The organism is Streptomyces sp. NBC_00271 (assembly GCF_036178845.1).
In the GTDB taxonomy this organism is placed as follows: domain Bacteria; phylum Actinomycetota; class Actinomycetes; order Streptomycetales; family Streptomycetaceae; genus Streptomyces.
Window position 1 is genome coordinate 8,454,156 of sequence record NZ_CP108070.1, and the last position, 18,608, is coordinate 8,472,763.

Here is an 18,608-nt window from a genome sequence, read left to right on the forward strand (position 1 = left end):
GCTGCCGGATCATCCTCCTGACGTCTACCGCCGGCCGCGGAGAACCGCGACCGGCGGCGTACGTCACGGGGGCCTAGCGGGTGCTTGCCGGGGCCTTCAGGTGCAGATCCGTGCTGGACAGCGTCATCGGCGTGGCCGAGACGGCCCGCAGCCGGATGCGTACTCCGGCACGGGGAAGGGTGAACTTGCCGGAGGGCGGCAGGAGTTCGTAGCTGGCCGAGGCGCGCCGGCCGAGTGTGGCGGGGCCGGACCTGATGGACCAGTAGCGGCCCATGCCCTGGCCCGTGGTCAGGGTGAAGTGCGGGGTGAGGGCCGTGTCGCCGAGGTTGGTGACGCGGACGGTGAGCGCGGTCACGGCCTTGGCGGTGGTGGTCCGGGTCTCGCCGACCAGCTGCATCCTCAGGGGCGGCGAGCCCGTCACCGCCAGGGTCGACGCGACCAGGGCGGGGACGATCAGCAGCACGCCCGTGGCGATGCGCGCCCGCTGCCGGTGCGGGCCGCGCAGGAAGGCGGGCCGGGGCTGCCATGCCGTGGTGAAGGCCGATGGCGGCGCGGTCACGGCAGAGGCCAGCCAGAGCGGCGTCATCATCAGGTAGTAGCCGTCCTGCGAACGCGTCGCCAGGAAGAACGCGCACCACGGCAGGACCACCGCGGCCGGTCCCAGCAGCCGCACGAACAACACGAAGAGCACGAGCAGCCCCGCGGCCAGCAGCATGCTCGCGTGCGAGTACCAGGACAGCCGGTCGCTGCCGTCGGTGAAGTACAGCGAGATACCGACCAGGCCCTGGCCGTGCAGGTTCGCCTTCTGGGTGAGCGGGAGCGCGATCCCGGAGAGCCAGCTGCGTGGCTCACTCACGATGAAGTACGCGTTGATCAGCAGCCAGGTCAGGGTGGCCACCCCCACGATCCGGCCCACGGCGGCCGCCGCCGCGCGCGCTCCGAGGTCGCCGCGGCGCAGGGCGTAGACCCCGGCCAGCAGGAACGGCGTGAGGAACCACGGCAGCTGCTGCGAGGCGCAGGCCGCGCCCAGGCACGCCGCCCGCGCCCAGTCGCTCCACCCGCCGTAGCCCATCCGAGGCCAGCCCACCACCACCGGGATGAGGAAGGCGCAGGCGACGATGGCCGGATAGCCGAGCCGGGCGTACGCGGTCAGCAGGCCGAAGCCGAGGCAGACCAGCGTGGCCGCGGACCGCCACTGCGTCGGCAGCATCCGCCACATCACGATCGTGCCCACGATCAGGGCGCCGGTGGCGGCGAGGACCGCGGGGGCGGCCCCGTGTCCGACCCACAGCAGCGGCGCGGTGAGCAGTAGGGGCAGCGGCGGATAGCCGTACGTGTAGTCGTAGCCGCCGGTCATCGTCGGGGTGAGGGCGACCCCGTGCTGCCCGAAGAGCCAGGGCCACGGCTGGTCGTAGACCTGGTGCCCGGCGACGAACTCACGGGCGGCCTGTGCGGTGAGGACCGACTCGTCACCGCCGTCGTGGTACATGGCGAACCCGCACACCGCGAGCGTCACGGCCGTCACCAGGATCACGAGATCGAGGCGGGCCAGCGAGCGGGTCCGGCGCACGGTCAGCGTCAGGACGCCCGTCACCAGGATCGAGGCGTAGCAGACCGAGATCACCGCCGCGACGGCGAGCCGGTGGCTCGCGGCCGCCGTCCACATAGGACGCGTACCGACGAAGAGGCTGATGTCGGCGAGCAGGGTCAGGACGCGGTGCCACTGTGCGGGCGTCTCGTCGGGCGACGCCTTCGTGAGGGCCTTCTGGCCGGTGGTCGACGGCCTCATTTCTGCCAAGTACACGGGATTGGACGGTAATTCCCGCAGATGAAGGCCGTGATGCCGGACGTGAAGAGTCCGGTATGAGGGTGGTAAGAAGAGTGTTTACGGCCGATGTGGGGGCGTGTCGTGCGGGAGCATCTCATATAAGTGTGTCTCATGCTTTGACGGGATATACGGGGGTGTCTCAGGCGTTGGAGAGGGACACCTCGGTGGACTTGATGAGCGCGACGACCGTCGATCCCGCCGCAAGGCCGAGCTCCGTCACCGCGTCCTTGGTGATCGCGGAGGTCAGCTCACCGCCCGGGACCTCGACCTTGACGCGGGCCATGGCCCCGCCCGTGGAGACCTCCGTCACCGTGCCGGGGAACTGGTTGCGGATGCTCACCCCGTCGACCGGCCCGGTGGCCAGGGACACCTCCGTCGACTTGACCAGGGCGCGGACCGAGGAGCCCGTGGCGAGACCCAGATCCTCGACCGCCTCCGTGGTGATGGCCGCGGTGAGGTCCTGACCGCCGTCGAGGCGGACCTTGACCGTCGCCATCGCCTCGCCCGGGGTGACGGAAGTGACGGTTCCGGGGAGCTGGTTGCGGATGCTCAGGCTCATGGGTACGCCTCAATGTGCGGTGCGGTGGGACAGCGAACGACGGATGCCGGTGCGCTACGAATAGCCGAGTTTCGCCAATTATGTGCAACTCGCGGCTCTCGGAGGGCTCACCACACCCCGTGTCTCCCGTGTCTCAGTACACGTCCCGTACATACCGCTTCTCCGCCGCCAGCTGTTTGACGTAGGCGGTGGCCTCCGTCTCGCCCAGACCGCCGTGCGTGACGGCGATGTCCCGCAGCGCCCGGTCGACGTCCTTGGCCATCCGCGAGGCGTCTCCGCACACATAGAAGCGGGCGCCGTCCTGGAGCCAGTGCCACAGCTCGGGCCCGTGCTCACGCATCCGGTCCTGGACGTAGACCTTGGCGCGCTGGTCGCGTGAGAACGCCGTGTCGAGCCGGGTGAGCGTGCCGTCGTCGAGCAGGCCGGTCAGCTCGTCCTCGTAGTAGAAGTCGGTGGCGCGGTGCTGCTCGCCGAAGAACAGCCAGTTCGGCGCCCGATGGCCGAGCGCCCGGCGCTCCTCGAGGAATCCGACGAACGGCGCGACTCCGGTACCCGGCCCCACCATCACCATGGGTGTCGTCGCGTCCGCCGGGGGCCTGAAGTGCGGCGACCGCTGCACGAAGACCGGAACCTCCGCCTCCGGCTCGGCATCGGCGAGGAAGGGCGAACAGACCCCGCCCCTCGTCCGGCCGCCCGGATTCTCGTACCGCACCACGGAGACGGTCAGCGAGACGAGGTACGGGTCGACGAGCGGACTCGACGAGATCGAGTACAGCCGGGGCTGCAACCGCTTGAACACCTCGGCCCACTCCACCGCCGACGCGCGGACCGGATGCTCGGCCACGACGTCCACGGCCTGCCGCCCCCACGACCAGCGCGCCAGCTCTCCCTTGTTGTCCGGACGCAGCAGCTTCCTCAACTCGCGTCCGTCACGGGTCCGTTCGCCGACGAAGCGCAGCAGATCCGGGGTGATCCGCGTGATGTCGAAGTGCCGAAGCAGGGCCTCGCCGAAGGCGACCTCACCAACACCCGTCACATCGACGGCCGCTGAGTCGTCGACACCGACCGTATCCAGCCATTCGGCCACCAGAGCGGGCGAGTTGACGGGCCGTACGCCGAGCGCGTCTCCCACCTCGTACGGCAGCGGGCTCTCGCTGTCCCGGGTGTCGAAGGTGAACCGGCGCACCTCCTTGCCGGCGCCGGGCAGGCTGAGCAGCCGGTTGCCGGTGAGACGGGCGGTGGCGGCGGCCGGCGCGGGCCTGGCGGGCTTGGCGGTCCGGTGCGACTCGGACGCCCTGGATGTCTCGGGTGCATCGGGTGTATCGGGTGCCCTGGGTGTCTCGGTCCGTCCGCCGAGCGCGGTGAGGATCAGCTCCAGCCAGGCGTCCGCGTTCGGCTCGTAGTCCGGTTCGCAGTCCGTACGAGGAGCCAGGCGTACGGCGCCCAACTCGTCCAGGCGCGCGTCCAGCCGACGCCCGTGTCCGCAGAAGTCGTCGTACGAGGAGTCGCCGAAGGCCAGCACGGCATAGCGCACGCCGTCCAGCCGCGGGGCCTCCTGCCCGGACAGGGTGTCCCACAGGCCGGACCCGTTGTCGGGCGCGTCACCGTCCCCGAAGGTGCTGGTGATGAAGAGCAGATCGGCGCTGCGGGCGAGCGCGCCGACGTCCGCCTCGTCCATGCCGACCAGTCGCGCCCGGTGCCCGGTGGCGGCGAGCCGCTCGGCGGTGGCCGTCGCGAACTCCTCCGCGTTCCCGGTCTGCGAGGCCCACAGCACCACCACCTCACGGCCCGCGGACTCCGGCGCGGGAGCCGCCGGGGGCGCGGAGCGCGAGTACATCCCGGCGAGCACGCCGTTCACCCAGAGGGCGTGCTCGGGGTCGAAGGGGGCGTCCGGAGGGAGGACGGGCACGCCCGGGAGCCCGGAGGGGAGCCCGGCGAGAAAGCCGCTGAGGTACTGCCGCTCGACGGAGGAGAGCACGGGCGGGGGAGCGGGCTCCAGACCGAAGCCTTCGGGCGCCGTCGCGACTCGGGTGGGCATCTTCGACCCGTCTGGGATCTGCGACCCGTCTGGCATCTGCGACCCGCCGGGCGCCTTCGACCCGTCGGGCGTCTCCGGAAGAGCCCTTCGGGCGGCAACGCGCGCCAGCGACACCGCGCACACCTTGAACTCCGGCTGGAACGACACCGGATCCACCGCGTCACTGGTCACCGCGTTGATGCTCAGATACTCCCCGAACAGGTCGTTCCAGTGAAAGGGCGCGAACACGCACCCCACCCGCACCCGGTCCGTCACCACCGCCGGCAACACGGCCCGCCCCCGCCGGGAGGCGACCTCCACCGAGTCCCCCTCCGCGATCCCGAGCGCGGCCGCGTCCTGCGGATACAGCTCCACGAACGGCCCGGGGTTGAGCTTGTTGAGCTTGGCCACCTTCCCCGTCTTGGTCAGCGTGTGCCACTGGTGCTGCAGACGCCCGGTGTTGAGCACGAACGGAAAGTCGTCGTCGGGCATCTCGGCGGGCGGCAGATGGGGCCGTGCGTAGAAGACGGCCCGCCCGCTCGCGGTGGGAAACGACAGCTCACCGTCGCCCGCCGACTTCACGTACCGGATCGGATTCCGCGCGGGCCCGTCCTCCCGCGCGACGGGCCACTGCACGGGTCCGCCCCGCAGCCGCTCGTAGGAGGCACCCCGTAGATCCCACCCGGTCTTCGGGTTCCACGCCTCCTTGATCTCCTCGAAGATCTGCTCGGCACTGTCGTACGAGAACTCCTTCTCGTATCCCATGGCGCGGGCGACGGCCGCGATGATCCGCCAGTCCGCCCGCGCCTCCCCGGGCGGGTCGACGACGGCCCGTGCCAGGGTCAGCGTCCGCTCGCTGTTGACCAGGACGCCCTCGGCCTCCGTCCACAGCGCGCCGGGGAGCACGACATCGGCGTACGCGTTGGTCTCGGTCTCGGCGAAGACGTCCTGGGTGATGACGAACTCGGCGGCTTCGAGCCCTTCGATGACGGTCCGGCGGTTGGCGACCGAGGCGACGGGGTTGGTGCAGATGATCCAGCAGGCCTTGATGTCCCCCTCGGCCATCTTCCGGAACATCTCGACGGTGCCGTGCCCCACCCCGTCCTTGCGGATGCTCCCGACCGGCAGCCCCCACAACTCCTCTACGAAGGCACGCTCCTCGTCCACCAGCACCGACCGCTGCCCGGGCAGCCCGGGACCCATGTACCCCATCTCGCGCCCGCCCATGGCGTTGGGCTGACCGGTGAGGGAGAACGGTCCGCTGCCGGGCCGGCAGATGGCGCCCGTGGCGAGATGGAGATTGACGAGCGCGTTGGTGTTCCAGGTGCCGTGCGTGGACTGGTTGAGCCCCATGGTCCAGCAGCTCGTCCACTCCCCGGCCTCACCGATCAGCCGCGCCGCCGCCCGGAGGTCGTCCTCCGGGATGCCGGTGATCTCGGCGACGGCCGCGGGCGGATAGTCCGCGAGGAACGCGGGCATCGCCTCCCAGCCCTCGGTGTGCCGGGCGATGAAGTCCGGGTCCGTGTAGCCGCCTTCGTGCAGCAGGTGCAGCAGTCCGTTGAGCAGCGCGAGGTCGGTGCCGGGCCTGATCTGCAGGAACAGATCGGCCTTCGCCGCCGTCGCGGTGCGCCGCGGATCGACGACGATCAGCTTGGCCCCGGCCTTCACCCGCTCCATGAGCCGCAGGAAGAGGATCGGATGGCAGTCGGCCATATTGGACCCGATGACGAGGAACACGTCCGCGCGGTCGAGATCGTCGTACGACCCCGGCGGTCCGTCGGCGCCGAGCGACAGCTTGTATCCGGTGCCCGCGCTCGCCATGCACAGCCGTGAGTTCGACTCGATCTGGTTCGTCCTGACGAAGCCCTTGGCCAGCTTGTTGGCGAGGTACTGCGCTTCGAGGGTCATCTGCCCGGAGACGTAGAAGGCGACGGCGTCCGGTCCGTGCTCGTCGATGATCGCGCGCAGACGCCGGGCGGTCTCGGCGAGGGCCGCGTCGACGGGCACGGGACGTGGCTCCTCGCCGCGGTCCTCGCGCACGAGCGCCGTGGTCAGCCGGCCGGGCGCGGCGAGCATGTCGGCCGTGGTCGCGCCCTTCGTGCACAGCCGGCCGGAGTTGGCGGGGTGCCGCTTGTCCCCGGACGCCTTCAGGACCGTACGCCGTCCGTCCGGTCCCCGGCCGATGTCGAGGACCATGCCGCAGCCCACACCGCAGTACGAGCAGACGGTCCGGACCTGCTCCGGGCGGGGGGTCGTGGTCATGCTGACGACAGTACGAATTGCCCGTTACGCGGATGTCACATGGTCTGATCTTGGAGGGTTACGCCCGCTGCACAACCGGCCGGCGGGCGATGTGAGGGTGTCGCGGACCGTGTCGCTGTTGGGCCGAACGGGTGACCATGCGTAAGAATTGGCCGGTGCAGACAATGAGTGCGAGCCAGGACGGGGTGGGCCAGTGAACAGCCACGACGTCACCGACGAGCAGTGGGAAGGGCTCGCCCAGGTCGTTCCGCTCCGGGGCCGGGACGCCTGGCCCTCGGCGGTGAATCACCGGTCGATACCCGAGGCCGTGACCGAGGCGCGGCGCCGCTTCGTGGTCCTGCGGGTCAATGTGTTCGCGGACGCCCGCGACGTCGCCGAGACGCTGATGTCGGGCATCCCCGTCCTGCTCGACCTGACCAGCGCGGAGACCGAGGTCGCCAAGCGGGTGCTGGACTTCAGCACGGGGGTGGTCTTCGGTCTGGCGAGCGGCATGCACCGGGTCGACCGGAACGTGTTCCTGCTGACACCGCGCGGCACCCAGGTGCAAGGGCTGATGGAGGGAGCGGGGGTGCCGGGGATCTGACCGGGGGAGGGCGGGGGTTCTTGGGATCCGACCGGGGCGGCCAGGACCGGGCCCCGTGCGCGGGCGCGCGCCGGTCCCCCGATCGTAGGAAGGTCAACAGGGTGTAACGGTTCGCCTGCGGTTCGCCCGGCGGGGGGCCCTTACCGTCCACATATGACCGTGTCATCTCTGGCGGCCCCCGCGCAGGCCGAGGCGCGCCCCGACCGGCCCGGCGCCACCGAGCTCAGGCTCGCCGCCTTCGCCGCACACCGGCGCGCCCGGTTCCCGCTCGGACCGCTCACCCTCTTCACCGGCCCCAGCGGCAGCGGCAAGACCACTGCCCTGCGGGCGTACGAGGCGCTGGCGCGGCTCGGCGGCGGCGCCGCGCTGGACGAGGTGTTCCCGGACCCGGACGCCTGTGTGCCCGAGCGGGCCCTGCCCGACGCCCAGCGACGGCGCGGGTTCCGCATCGGCTGCACGGCCGACGGCCCCGAGGGACCCGTACGGCTCGACGTCGCCGTCCAGGCCGAGCCCGAACTGCGCATCGTCGGCGAGCGGTTGACCGCGGGCGGGCTGACCCTCCTGGAGACCGCGCTACGGGACCCCGGCCGCCGTGTGGTCCAGGCGGCCTGGCACACGGCGGGCTCGTCGCCGGTGACCCGGGGCCCGCTCCCCGACGACCGCCTCGGCACCGCGCTGCTGCCGCTGCGCGTCTCCGGCCGGACGGACGGCGAGCGCCGGGTCCTCGCCGCGGCCGAGCAGATGGTGGTCGCCCTGCGGTCCGTGTACGCCTGCGACCCGAGCCCCCGACGGATGCGCGCCGCCGCCCCGCTCGGCGCGGGGCGGCTGCTCCGGGGCTGCGACAACCTCGCCGAGGTGCTGTGGCGTACCCGGTCGGAGTGCGGCCACCGCTACGCGCACCTGGTCACGGCGGTACGGGCCGGCTGCGCGGGCCCCGTCACGGACGTCCTGGCCGAGCCGCTCGGCGACGGCACCGTCCGCGCGCTCCTCGACCGCGGGGACGGCGTCCGTACGCACCTGGGGCTGCTCGGGGACGGCGAGTTGAGGTATCTGGCGCTGGCCCTGGTGCTGCTCACCGGGCCCGGCGTGCTGGAGGTCGACCCGGCGGGGGAGGTCCCGGCCGCGCTGCAGACGCTGACGGTGCTGGCCGACGGCCTCGACCGGGGGCTGGACGCGCGGCAGGCCGGGGAGTTGGTGCGGCTGGCGGCGCGGATGTGCGAGCGGGGGCACATCCGGCTGGTGGGTGCGGTGGGCGACGCCGTCCGGGTGTGCGAGGTGCCGGGGGTCACGGTGGTAGACCTGACGCCGTGAGTGAAAGTGAACTGGATGTGGCGAAGTTGCAGCGCAGGCTGGCCGAGTTCGCGGCCGCGCGGAACTGGCGGCAGTACCACACGCCGAAGAACCTGGTCGCCGCGCTCAGCGTGGAGGCGTCCGAACTGGTCGAGATCTTCCAGTGGCTGACGCCCGAGGAGTCGGCGCGGGTCATGGACGACGCGGACACCGCGCACCGCGTCACGGACGAGGTGGCGGACGTGCTGGCGTATCTGCTCCAGCTGTGCGAGGTGCTCGGCATCGACGCGCTGGCGGCGCTCGACGCGAAGATCGACCGGAACGAGCGGAGGTTTCCGGTGGGGGAGGGGGCGTAAGGGGGGCGGGGCCCGGCGGTGTGGGGTGCCGCGGTGCGGGGTGCGCTGTGGCGCGGGGGACGGGGACGGGCGGGCCCCGTGGTGGGGTGCGCGGTGCCTCGCGGAGGGGGCGTGGTGAGGGTGACGGGGAAGCGGCGAGTCCGATTGTCACTCTCCGGGGTCGTTGAGTTGTCCACATTCAACTCTGTGTCCACAGATTTCGGTCTTCCTCTGGCTTTTCGGCTCACGGGCTATCACTCTGGGTAGTGAACAGGGGAGTTCGGGCGGACGTGCGACGAGCGCGTCGGGACAGACGGGGGCAGCGCATGGACGCGGTGCGGCTCATCGGGGCGAGCAGGCGCGCTCTCGCGGGGAGCGGGGACACGATCGAGGTGGTGGCGGAGGCGTGGCAGGCGCAGGCCTTGGCTCAGGCCATAGGGAGTCGCTTCGCCGTCTCGGGGCCGCCGGAACTGCGGGGCGAGGCGCTTGGACTGACGGAGCTGGCGGGTCGGGGCTGCGGTGTGCTGGACGCGCCGCCCCCCGACATGGCCGACCTGCGCGCCGCTCAGCTCACCGAGTTGGGAGATGCGCGAGAGTCCCTGCTGTGCCTCGGGGGTCTCCTCGGCGAGGTCGGTATCGCCCTCGTCGGTATCGCCTGCGCGGCGGACGATCAGGGGACGTACTGGCAGTGCATGGAGGCGATCGACGCGGCGGACGAGTCCCGGGACCGGGTCCTGGAGATGCTGAGACGGTTGGCGGCGCGGGATCAGGGGGTGGTGGAGCGGGGGCGGGCGGCCGGGTAGACGGGGCCTTCCCTCGCCCCCGCCGCCCCTACCCGTCCCATCCTCCTGGGGTTCCGCCCCGGACCTCGCGGGGTGGTCTTGCGGCTGCGGGCCGGTGGGGGCTGGTCGCGCAGTTCCCCGCGCCCCTCAAGGGGCGCTGCGCGTCTTGGGTAGGGGCGGCGGGCCCGAGGAACGCGATCTCAGCCGAGCTGCGGCATGACCTCCGCGGCGATCAACTCCAGGTGGTCCAGGTCATCGAGGTCCAGCATCTGCAGGTACATCCGCTGCGACCCGACAGCCTGGTACTGGGCGATCCTCTCGACGACCTCCGCCGGAGAGCCCGCGAGTCCGTTCGCCTTGAGCTCGTCGACGTCCCGCCCGATGGCGTCCGCGCGCCGCTTCACCTCGCCGTCGTTCCTGCCGACACAGGCGACGAGCGCGTTCGAGTACACGAGGTCGTCACCCTTGCGCCCGGCCCGTTCGGCCGCCGCCCGCACCCGCTGGAACTGCTGCTCCGTGTCCGCGAGGGAGGCGAAGGGGATGTTGAACTCGTCGGCGTACCGCGCCGTGAGCTCGGGCGTCCGCTTGGCACCGTGGCCACCGATCAGGACCGGCACCTTCGGCTGCGCGGGCTTGGGAAGCGCGGGGGAGTCCTTGAGCTGGTAGTACTTCCCCTCGAAGTTGAACCGTTCACCGACGGGCGTCTCCCACAGGCCCGTGACGATGGCGAGTTGTTCCTCCAGCCGCCCGAACTTCTCCTTGGGGAACGGAATCCCGTACGCCTCGTGCTCGGCCTCGTACCAGCCGGAGCCCAGACCGAGTTCCACCCGCCCGCCCGACATCTGGTCGACCTGCGCGACCTGGATGGCGAGGACGCCGGGGAGACGGAAGGTGCCGGCCGTCATGAGCGTGCCGAGGCGGATCCGGCTCGTCTCACGGGCGAGACCGGCCAGCGTGATCCAGGCGTCGGTGGGCCCGGGAAGCCCGTCGACGGATCCCATGTGCAGGTAGTGGTCAGAACGGAAGAAGGCTCCGTAGTTGAGGTCTTCGGCGGCCTTGGCGACGCGGAGCAGCGTCTCGTAGGTCGCTCCCTGCTGCGGTTCTGTGAAGACTCGAAGATCCATGCATCCATCATGCACCGGTCACATCAGCCGCCCCACCGGGAACCGCTGCCGCGGAGCTCGGCGGGAAAATTCTCGGGTCTGCCAGGGGCGTTCGCTATACGTTGGGGCGGGCGCGCCGACGACAGGCCGGGAGCAGTGATCCCCCGGCGCGCTCTCCCCCCGCTGTGGTTCACCGGCGCTCGGCGCAGGTGAGGTATGCACAGCTCAGAAGACGTTTCGAGGCAGATTCCAGTGTTCCTGACGATCAGTACCACCGGTACCCCAGAGCGCCCCGCCACCGATCTCGGCTTCCTGCTGCACAAGCATCCCGACAAGGCGCAGGCGTTCTCGACCTCCTACGGCACGGCGCACGTCCTCTACCCCGAGGCGTCCGTCGAGCGGTGCACGGCCGCACTGTTGCTGGAGGTCGATGCGGTGGCGCTGGTCCGGCGCGGCAAGGGCAAGGGCCGCGGCGGCGCACCCGACGCCGCGCTCGCGCAGTACGTCAACGACCGCCCGTACGCCGCCTCGTCCCTGCTCGCCGTGGCGCTGAGCGCGGTGTTCTCCAGCGCGATGAAGGGCCAGTGCGCCGCGAAGCCGGACCTGCCGGCGCGGCCGCTGCCGCTCCGGATCGAGGTGCCCGCGCTTCCCGCCAGGGGCGGCGCCGACCTCGTACGCAAGCTGTTCGAGCCGCTCGGGTGGACGGTGACGGTCGAGGCCGTGGCGCTGGACGCGGAGTTCCCCGAGTGGGGCGACTCCCGCTACGTACGCCTGGAACTGGAGGCGTCGGGCCTGACCGTCGCCGAAGCCCTGCGCCACCTCTACGTCCTGCTTCCGGTGCTCGACGACGCCAAGCACTACTGGGTGTCGTCCGACGAGGTCGACAAGCTGCTGCGGGCGGGCGAGGGCTGGCTGCCGGACCACCCCGAGCAGAGGCTGATCGCCGACCGGTACCTCTCGCGCCGGTGGTCGCTGACGCGGGAGGCGATGGAGCGGCTGGAGCTCGTACGGCTCGCGGAGGCCGACGACACCGAGGTCGAGGAGATCGACAACGCGGTCGACGAGGAGGCGGACACGGAGGAGAAGCCGATCCCGCTCGCTGTCCAGCGCCGGGACGCGATCCTCGCCGCGCTGCACGCGTCGGGCGCGGCCCGCGTGCTCGACCTCGGCTGCGGTCAGGGGCAGCTGGTGCAGGCGCTGCTCAAGGACGTGCGGTTCACCGAGATCGTCGGTGTCGATGTGTCGATACGCGCGCTCACCATCGCCTCGCGGCGGCTCAAGCTGGACCGGATGGGCGAGCGGCAGGCCGCGCGCGTGCGGCTCTTCCAGGGCTCGCTCGCGTACACCGACAACCGCCTCAAGGGGTATGACGCCGCCGTGCTCAGCGAGGTCGTCGAGCACCTCGACCTGCCCCGGCTGCCCGCCCTGGAGTACGCCGTCTTCGGCTCGGCCCGCCCCCGTACGGTCCTGGTGACGACGCCGAACGTCGAGTACAACGTCCGCTGGGAGACCCTCCCGGCCGGACACTCCCGCCATGGCGACCACCGGTTCGAGTGGACCCGGGAGGAGTTCCGGACCTGGGCTCGTCAGGTGGCCGGGCGGCACGGATACGACGTGGAGTTCACGCCTGTCGGCCCCGACGACCCGGAGGTCGGTCCGCCGACCCAGATGGCCGCCTTCACCCTCGCCACCACCGCCACCCCGACCACCACGAAGGAGGAGAAGGCCGCATGACCGGCGACACCACCCAGGGGCGCACCCTGCCCGTCACCGACCTCTCCCTCGTCGTCCTGATCGGCGCGTCCGGCTCGGGCAAGTCCACCTTCGCCCGCCGGCACTTCAAGCCGACCGAGGTCATCTCCAGCGACTTCTGCCGCGGCCTGGTCGCCGACGACGAGAACGACCAGAGCGCCAGCGGCGACGCCTTCGACGTCCTCCACTACATCGCGGGCAAGCGGCTCGCGGCCGGCCGCCGCACCGTCGTGGACGCCACGAACGTGCAGCAGGAGAGCCGCCGCCAGCTGATCGAACTCGCCAAGAAGCACGACGTGCTGCCCATCGCGATCGTGCTCGACGTGCCGGAGGAGGTGTGCGCCGAACGCAACGCCTCGCGCACCGACCGCGCCGACATGCCGCGCCGCGTCATCCAGCGCCACATCCGTGAACTGCGCCGTTCGCTGCGGCACTTGGAGCGCGAGGGCTTCCGCAAGGTGCACGTCCTGCGGGGCGTGGCGGAGATCGAGAGCGCCGAGGTGCGGACGGAGAAGCGGTTCAACGACCTGACCCACCTCACCGGCCCCTTCGACATCATCGGTGACATCCACGGCTGCGCCTCGGAGCTGGAGACCCTGCTCGGCAAGCTCGGTTACGTCGATGGCGCGCACCCTCAGGGCCGTACGGCCGTCTTCGTCGGCGACCTCGTCGACCGCGGCCCGGACACGCCCGGAGTTCTGCGCCGCGTGATGTCCATGGTCGCGGCCGGTGACGCGCTGTGCGTGCCGGGCAACCACGAGAACAAGCTCGGCCGCTACCTCAAGGGCCGCAAGGTCCAGCACTCCCACGGACTGGCCGAGACCATCGAGCAGCTGGACGGCGAGAGCGAAGAATTCCACGCGCGGGTGCGGGAGTTCGTCGACGGGCTGGTCAGCCACTACGTCCTGGACGGCGGGCGGCTCGTCGTCTGCCACGCCGGACTGCCCGAGAAGTACCACGGCCGTACGTCGGGCCGGGTGCGCTCGCACGCGCTGTACGGCGACACGACCGGAGAGACGGACGAGTTCGGCCTGCCGGTGCGCTATCCGTGGGCGGAGGACTACCGGGGCCGGGCGGCCGTCGTCTACGGTCACACCCCGGTCCCCACGGCCACCTGGCTGAACAACACCATCTGCCTCGACACCGGTGCCGTGTTCGGCGGCAAGCTCACCGCGCTGCGCTGGCCGGAGCGCGAGCTCGTCGACGTACCGGCCGAACGGGTCTGGTACGAGCCGACGAAGCCGCTGGCCTCCGAGGCTCCCGGCGGACACGAGGGGCGGCCGCTCGACCTCGCCGACGTGCACGGGCGGCGGGTCGTCGAGACGCGGTACGCCGGGCGGGTGGCGGTGCGCGAGGAGAACGCGGCGGCGGCCCTCGAGGTCATGAGCCGGTTCGCGGTCGACCCGCGCCTGCTGCCCTACCTCCCGCCGACGATGGCGCCCACGGCGACCTCCCAGGTCGAGGGCTACCTCGAACACCCTGCCGAGGCTTTCGCCCAGTACAAGGAGGACGGCGTCGCCCGCGTCGTGTGCGAGGAGAAGCACATGGGGTCGCGGGCGGTGGCGCTGGTCTGCCGGGACGCGGGGGTGGCGCGGGAGCGGTTCGGTGTCGCGGAGGGGCCCACGGGGGCGCTGTACACCCGTACCGGCCGGCCCTTCTTCGACGACTCCGCCGTCACCGAGGAGATCCTCGGGCGAGTGCGGGAAGCGGTGACGGCGGCCGGTCTGTGGGAGGAACTGGGTACGGACTGGCTGCTGCTCGACGCCGAGCTGATGCCGTGGTCGCTCAAGGCGTCCGGGTTGCTGCGCAGCCAGTACGCGGCGGTCGGCGCCGCGGCCGGGGCGGCGTTCCCGGGGGTGCTGGCCGCGCTCGAAGGGGTCGCGGAGCGTGGGGTCGACATCCGGGAGCTGCTCGGCAAGCAGCGGGAGCGGGCCGCCGACGCGGCGGCGTTCACCGAGGCGTACCGGCGGTACTGCTGGCCGACGGAGGGGTTGGAGGGGGTGCGGCTCGCTCCCTTCCAGATCCTCGCGGTCCAGGGCCGCAGTCTCGCCGCGGTGCCGCACGACGAACAGCTCGCGCTCATCGACCGGCTGGTCGAGCACGACGGGAGCGGGCTGCTGCAGACGACTCGGCGGTTGTTCGTGGACACCGGGGACGCGGAGTCCGTGCGGGGCGGGGTGGACTGGTGGCTGGAGATGACCGGGCGCGGGGGTGAGGGCATGGTCGTCAAGCCGGTCGGGGCGGTGGTGCGGAGCGGGCAGGGGCGTCTTGTCCAACCCGGCATCAAGTGCCGGGGCCGTGAGTATCTGCGGATCATCTACGGCCCGGAGTACACGCGTCCTGAGAACCTCGCCCGGCTGCGGGGGCGTTTCCTGAACCACAAGCGGTCGCTCGCGCTTCGGGAGTACGCGCTCGGGCTGGAGGCGTTGGACCGGCTGGCGGAGGGGGAGCCGTTGTGGCGGGTGCATGAGGCGGTGTTCGGGGTGCTGGCGCTGGAGTCGGAGCCGGTGGACCCACGTCTGTAGCGTTCTTCGCCCCCAGATCCCCGGGGTGCGTTCTTCGGCTGCGGGTGGGTGGGGGCTGGTCGCGCAGTTCCCCGCGCCCCTGGAGGGGCGCTGCGCGCATCTTCAGCCCGTCCGGCGTTTGAGGGCGAGGCCGTTCAGGTCGGTCGGGGGTTTGGGGGCGGAGCTCCCAAGTGGGGAGGGGACGGGTAGGGGCGGCGGGGGCGAGACAACCCTCAGCCCACCAGGCGCAGCCTCACCCCCGCCACCCCCACCCGTACCGTCTGCCCCCACACCAGCTCCACCGCGTCGCTCTCCATGCCGTCGCCGAACGCGATGAGGCGGTCGGACTCGACGGTGAGGGAGAGGTGGTCGGAGGCGGTGAGGGAGCCGGCGACGAGGGACGTGCCGGTGGCCGGCGACGGCCAGGCCTCGCGGACGAACCAGAGAAGGCGTTCCTCCGCGGGTCCGGGCAGCGGCAGCTCACCGCCCCGCTCCTGCCACACCGAGCGGAGCCACCCGCTGGCGCCCGTTCCGGTACCCACCAGGACCCCGGAGGAGGCCTGGGGCTCGACGGCACCCCCGTACTCGTCGAGCCCCAGCCGATAGCGGGCCGTCTGATGGCTCGCGGTTCCGAGATAGATCTCGTTGAGTGCGAGGAGCCGCTGCGTGTCGTCCGCGACCGCCTCGACCATGGTCAGCGCGTCGGCCCGGCCCCCGCGCGCCGAGGCGAGCAGCGCGCCCGCGTCGCGCGGCCGGTGCCGGACGAGCACCCCCGGGTTCCGTCCGGGGTCGGTGTCGATCCCCACCACCGGCTGTCCGGTCAGGTACTTGGCCACGTTCGCCACCAGCCCGTCCTGCCCGACCACGACCACCACATCCTCCGGAGCGAAGAGGAAGCGGTCCAGGTCGCCCCGCTCGACGCGCGCCTGACGCCAGGTCAGCGGCACCGCCGAGACCACCTCCGCCAGCGCCTCCCGCGCCCGCCGGTGCCGCTCGGCCACCTCCGCGATGTCCCGCCCCCGGGAGGAGAGGAAGAACGCCGCCTGCCCGTGCGTCCCGTGCCGGGCCACCAACTCCTCGTACTCCGTGGTGCGATGGACGAGGACGACCCGGGGCGCGAGACTCACTGCTCCGGCCCCCCGGCGGCCCCGTTGCCCAGCCGTGCGAGCAGGCCCGTCAGGACGTCCGGCGACACCGTGACACTGTCGATGCGCGGCAGGTTCTCCGCGAGCCGTGTGCCCGTCAGGGCGTGCAGCGTGGCGACGTCCACCTCTTCGTGGACCCGCAGCCAGGCGGCCTGCGCCGCAGCCCGCGCCTCGCCGACCTCGCGCGCGGCCATGGCCTCGGCCTTGGCGAGCTGTACGACCCGGCTGCCCTCCGCCTCCGCGAGCCGCACGGTCCGCGCCGCCTCCGCCCCGGCCCGCACCGCGTCCGCCGCCGCGTGCTCCTCCGCCTCGCGCCGCGCGTTGGTACCGCGCTGGTCGACCAACTGCTCCTCCCGCCGGGCGAGTTCGATCTGGCTGGCGAGCTCGTTCTCGGCGATCGCGCGCTCCCGCTCGACGGCGACGGCCCGGCGTTCGTACGTCGCCTTGTCCGCCTCCTGCTGGATCTGCTCGCGGGCGGGAGTGCGCAGCGCCCGCTCCACCTCGGGTTCCGGGCGCAGTGCGACGACCCGTACGGCCACCACCTCGATCCCCGTCGCGGGCAGCCGGGGTTCGGCGGCGAGCCCGCCGGCGATCCGCTCCCGTACCGACGCGACGCCGTCCACCAGGGCCGCCGCCAGCGTCGTACGGGCCAGTACGTCCAGCGCGTGCTGCTGGGCCGTCTCGGTCAGCAGCGAGCCCAGTTGTTCGAGGGGCGTGCCGCGCCAGGAGCCGGTGTCGGGGTCGATGGAGAAGTCGAGCCGCGTGGCCGCAACCCCGGGATCGACGATCCGGTAAGTGACGGTCGCCTGCACCGCGACGTCCTGGAAGTCGGACGTGCGGGCGTGGAAGGTCATCGCCAACTCGCGGTCGTCGACCGGGACTTCGGAGAGCGTGGCGGTCAGGGAGCGGTACCAGAAACTGAGTCCGGGGCCGTCGTGCGCCAGTCGGCCCGACCGGTGGTGCCGGACATGGGCGGTCGGCGCCCCGCGCAGATGGCGCCAGCCGAGACGCCGGGTGATGTCGGCCATGGGTACCCCCTCGCCGCCGGGCGATCCCGGCGGCCCGCTGTGATGCGCTTTTGTCGTCGCAGTGACGATAACGAAGAGGCGCCCTTATCGTCAAGAGGACGAAATCAACTCGCCCGTCTCCCGTCGATCCACGGGTGAACAGGCGTCCGGATGGTCAGGATGGAGGCATGGGATTCCACGTCGACTCCGAGGCCGGGCGGCTGCGCCGCGTCATCCTGCACAGACCCGACCTCGAGCTCAAGAGGCTCACCCCCAGCAACAAGGACGCGCTGCTCTTCGACGACGTGCTGTGGGTGCGCCGGGCCCGGGCGGAGCACGACGGGTTCGCGGACGTGTTGCGCGACCGCGGGGTCACCGTCCATCTCTTCGGCGACCTGCTCACCGAGGCCCTGGAGATCCCGGTGGCCAGATCGCTCGTCCTGGACCGGGTCTTCGACGAGAAGGAGTACGGGCCGCTCGCCACCGACCACCTCCGGGCGGCCTTCGAGACCCTGCCCGCCCCGGAACTGGCGGCCGCGCTGGTCGGCGGGATGACCAAGCGGGAGTTCCTGGACGCGCACATGGAGCCGACCTCCGTGCGCTTCCATGTCATGGACCTCGACGACTTCCTTCTCGGCCCGCTCCCCAATCACCTCTTCACCCGGGACACCTCCGCCTGGATCTACGACGGGGTCTCCATCAACGCCATGCGCTGGCCCGCGCGGCAGCGGGAGACCGTGCACTTCGAGGCGATCTACCGGCACCATCCGCTCTTCCGCGACGAGGGCTTCAATCTCTGGTCGGAGGGGCAGGCGGACTACCCGTCCACCATCGAGGGCGGTGACGTGCTCGTCATCGGCAATGGCGCGGTGCTCATCGGCATGAGCGAGCGGACGACGCCGCAGGCCGTCGAGATGCTCGCGCACAAGCTGTTCGCCGCCGGGTCGGCCCGTACGATCGTGGCGCTCGACATGCCCAAGCGGCGGGCCCTCATGCACCTCGACACCGTGATGACGATGGTCGACGGCGACACCTTCACCCAGTACGCGGGGCTCGGCATGCTCCGCTCGTACACCATCGAACCGGGCTCGGGGGACAAGGAGCTGAAGGTCACCGACCATCCGCCGGAGCACATGCACCGGGCGATCGCGGCGGCGCTGGGGTTGAGCGAGATCCGGGTGCTGACCGCGACGCAGGATGTGCACGCGGCGGAGCGGGAGCAGTGGGACGACGGGTGCAACGTCCTCGCGGTGGAGCCTGGGGTCGTCGTCGCCTATGAGCGGAATGTGACCACCAATACGCATCTGCGCAAGCAGGGTATCGAGGTGATCGAGATTCCGGGGAGTGAGCTGGGACGGGGGCGGGGAGGGCCTCGGTGTATGAGCTGTCCGGTGGAGAGGGACGGGGTGGGGGTTTGATCGGGGTGTCGGGTGCGGGTTGT

At 71.6% G+C, this 18,608-nt stretch carries 13 protein-coding genes; 7 read left to right on the plus strand and 6 right to left on the minus strand.

All coding sequences use genetic code 11. From position 1 onward, the window contains the following. Nucleotides 1-73: 73 nt before the first annotated feature. The 3 genes from OG798_RS38280 to OG798_RS38290 form a co-directional block, all read right to left on the minus strand. On the minus strand, nt 74-1,789 hold the full coding sequence (locus tag OG798_RS38280; RefSeq protein ID WP_267063931.1) for a hypothetical protein: 1,716 nt from the start codon (nt 1,787-1,789) through the stop codon (nt 74-76). A 178-nt stretch (nt 1,790-1,967) separates the two neighbouring features. Beyond that, the gene (locus tag OG798_RS38285) at nt 1,968-2,387 is read right to left on the minus strand and encodes a TOBE domain-containing protein (protein WP_121414787.1); all 420 of its coding nucleotides are present in this window, start codon (nt 2,385-2,387) and stop codon (nt 1,968-1,970) included. Nucleotides 2,388-2,520: 133 nt separating this feature from the next. Beyond that, nucleotides 2,521-6,666 (minus strand): bifunctional nitrate reductase/sulfite reductase flavoprotein subunit alpha, encoded by a 4,146-nt coding sequence (locus OG798_RS38290; RefSeq protein WP_328758440.1) that lies wholly within the window; start codon nt 6,664-6,666, stop codon nt 2,521-2,523. Between the two features lie 193 nt (nt 6,667-6,859). Between OG798_RS38290 and OG798_RS38295 the strand changes: the two genes are divergently transcribed. The 4 genes from OG798_RS38295 (at nt 6,860) to OG798_RS38310 (ending at nt 9,677) form a co-directional block, all read left to right on the plus strand. After that, complete coding sequence (locus tag OG798_RS38295) at nt 6,860-7,249, plus strand: cell division protein SepF (protein WP_095852150.1); 390 nt, start codon at nt 6,860-6,862, stop codon at nt 7,247-7,249. A gap of 153 nt (nt 7,250-7,402) precedes the next feature. Further along, nucleotides 7,403-8,560, plus strand: a complete 1,158-nt coding sequence (locus OG798_RS38300) for an ATP-binding protein (RefSeq protein WP_121414785.1) — start codon at nt 7,403-7,405, stop codon at nt 8,558-8,560. Next, the gene (locus tag OG798_RS38305) at nt 8,557-8,895 is read left to right on the plus strand and encodes a nucleotide pyrophosphohydrolase (RefSeq protein ID WP_183127137.1); all 339 of its coding nucleotides are present in this window, start codon (nt 8,557-8,559) and stop codon (nt 8,893-8,895) included. The genes OG798_RS38300 and OG798_RS38305 overlap by 4 nt, the downstream gene beginning before the upstream one ends. A 305-nt stretch (nt 8,896-9,200) precedes the next feature. After that, on the plus strand, nt 9,201-9,677 hold the full coding sequence (locus OG798_RS38310; RefSeq protein WP_095852148.1) for a DUF6099 family protein: 477 nt from the start codon (nt 9,201-9,203) through the stop codon (nt 9,675-9,677). Between the two features lie 179 nt (nt 9,678-9,856). Here the strand turns inward: OG798_RS38310 and OG798_RS38315 are convergent, their stop codons facing one another. Further along, nucleotides 9,857-10,780, minus strand: coding sequence for an LLM class F420-dependent oxidoreductase (locus tag OG798_RS38315; RefSeq protein WP_095852147.1), 924 nt, complete (start codon nt 10,778-10,780; stop codon nt 9,857-9,859). A 231-nt stretch (nt 10,781-11,011) separates the two neighbouring features. Between OG798_RS38315 and OG798_RS38320 the strand changes: the two genes are divergently transcribed. Next, nucleotides 11,012-12,493: a 3' terminal RNA ribose 2'-O-methyltransferase Hen1 gene (locus OG798_RS38320; RefSeq protein ID WP_267063023.1), complete on the plus strand. Its 1,482-nt coding sequence runs from the start codon at nt 11,012-11,014 to the stop codon at nt 12,491-12,493. Next, entirely contained in the window at nt 12,490-15,036 is a 2,547-nt protein-coding gene (locus OG798_RS38325) for a polynucleotide kinase-phosphatase (RefSeq protein WP_328758443.1), read from the plus strand. The genes OG798_RS38320 and OG798_RS38325 overlap by 4 nt, the downstream gene beginning before the upstream one ends. A 212-nt stretch (nt 15,037-15,248) precedes the next feature. Here OG798_RS38325 and OG798_RS38330 read toward each other — a convergent pair whose 3' ends face one another. Together OG798_RS38330 and OG798_RS38335 are read right to left on the minus strand one after the other, a co-directional pair. Beyond that, a complete protein-coding gene (locus tag OG798_RS38330; protein WP_121414782.1) occupies nt 15,249-16,142 on the minus strand; it encodes a hypothetical protein in 894 nt (297 codons plus the stop codon). Further along, complete coding sequence (locus OG798_RS38335; RefSeq protein WP_121414781.1) at nt 16,139-17,188, minus strand: SPFH domain-containing protein; 1,050 nt, start codon at nt 17,186-17,188, stop codon at nt 16,139-16,141. The genes OG798_RS38330 and OG798_RS38335 overlap by 4 nt, the downstream gene beginning before the upstream one ends. A gap of 167 nt (nt 17,189-17,355) precedes the next feature. Here OG798_RS38335 and OG798_RS38340 point away from each other — a divergent pair, with 167 nt between their 5' ends. After that, nucleotides 17,356-18,585, plus strand: a complete 1,230-nt coding sequence (locus tag OG798_RS38340; RefSeq protein ID WP_183127135.1) for an arginine deiminase — start codon at nt 17,356-17,358, stop codon at nt 18,583-18,585. The last annotated feature ends 23 nt before the right edge of the window (nt 18,586-18,608 follow it).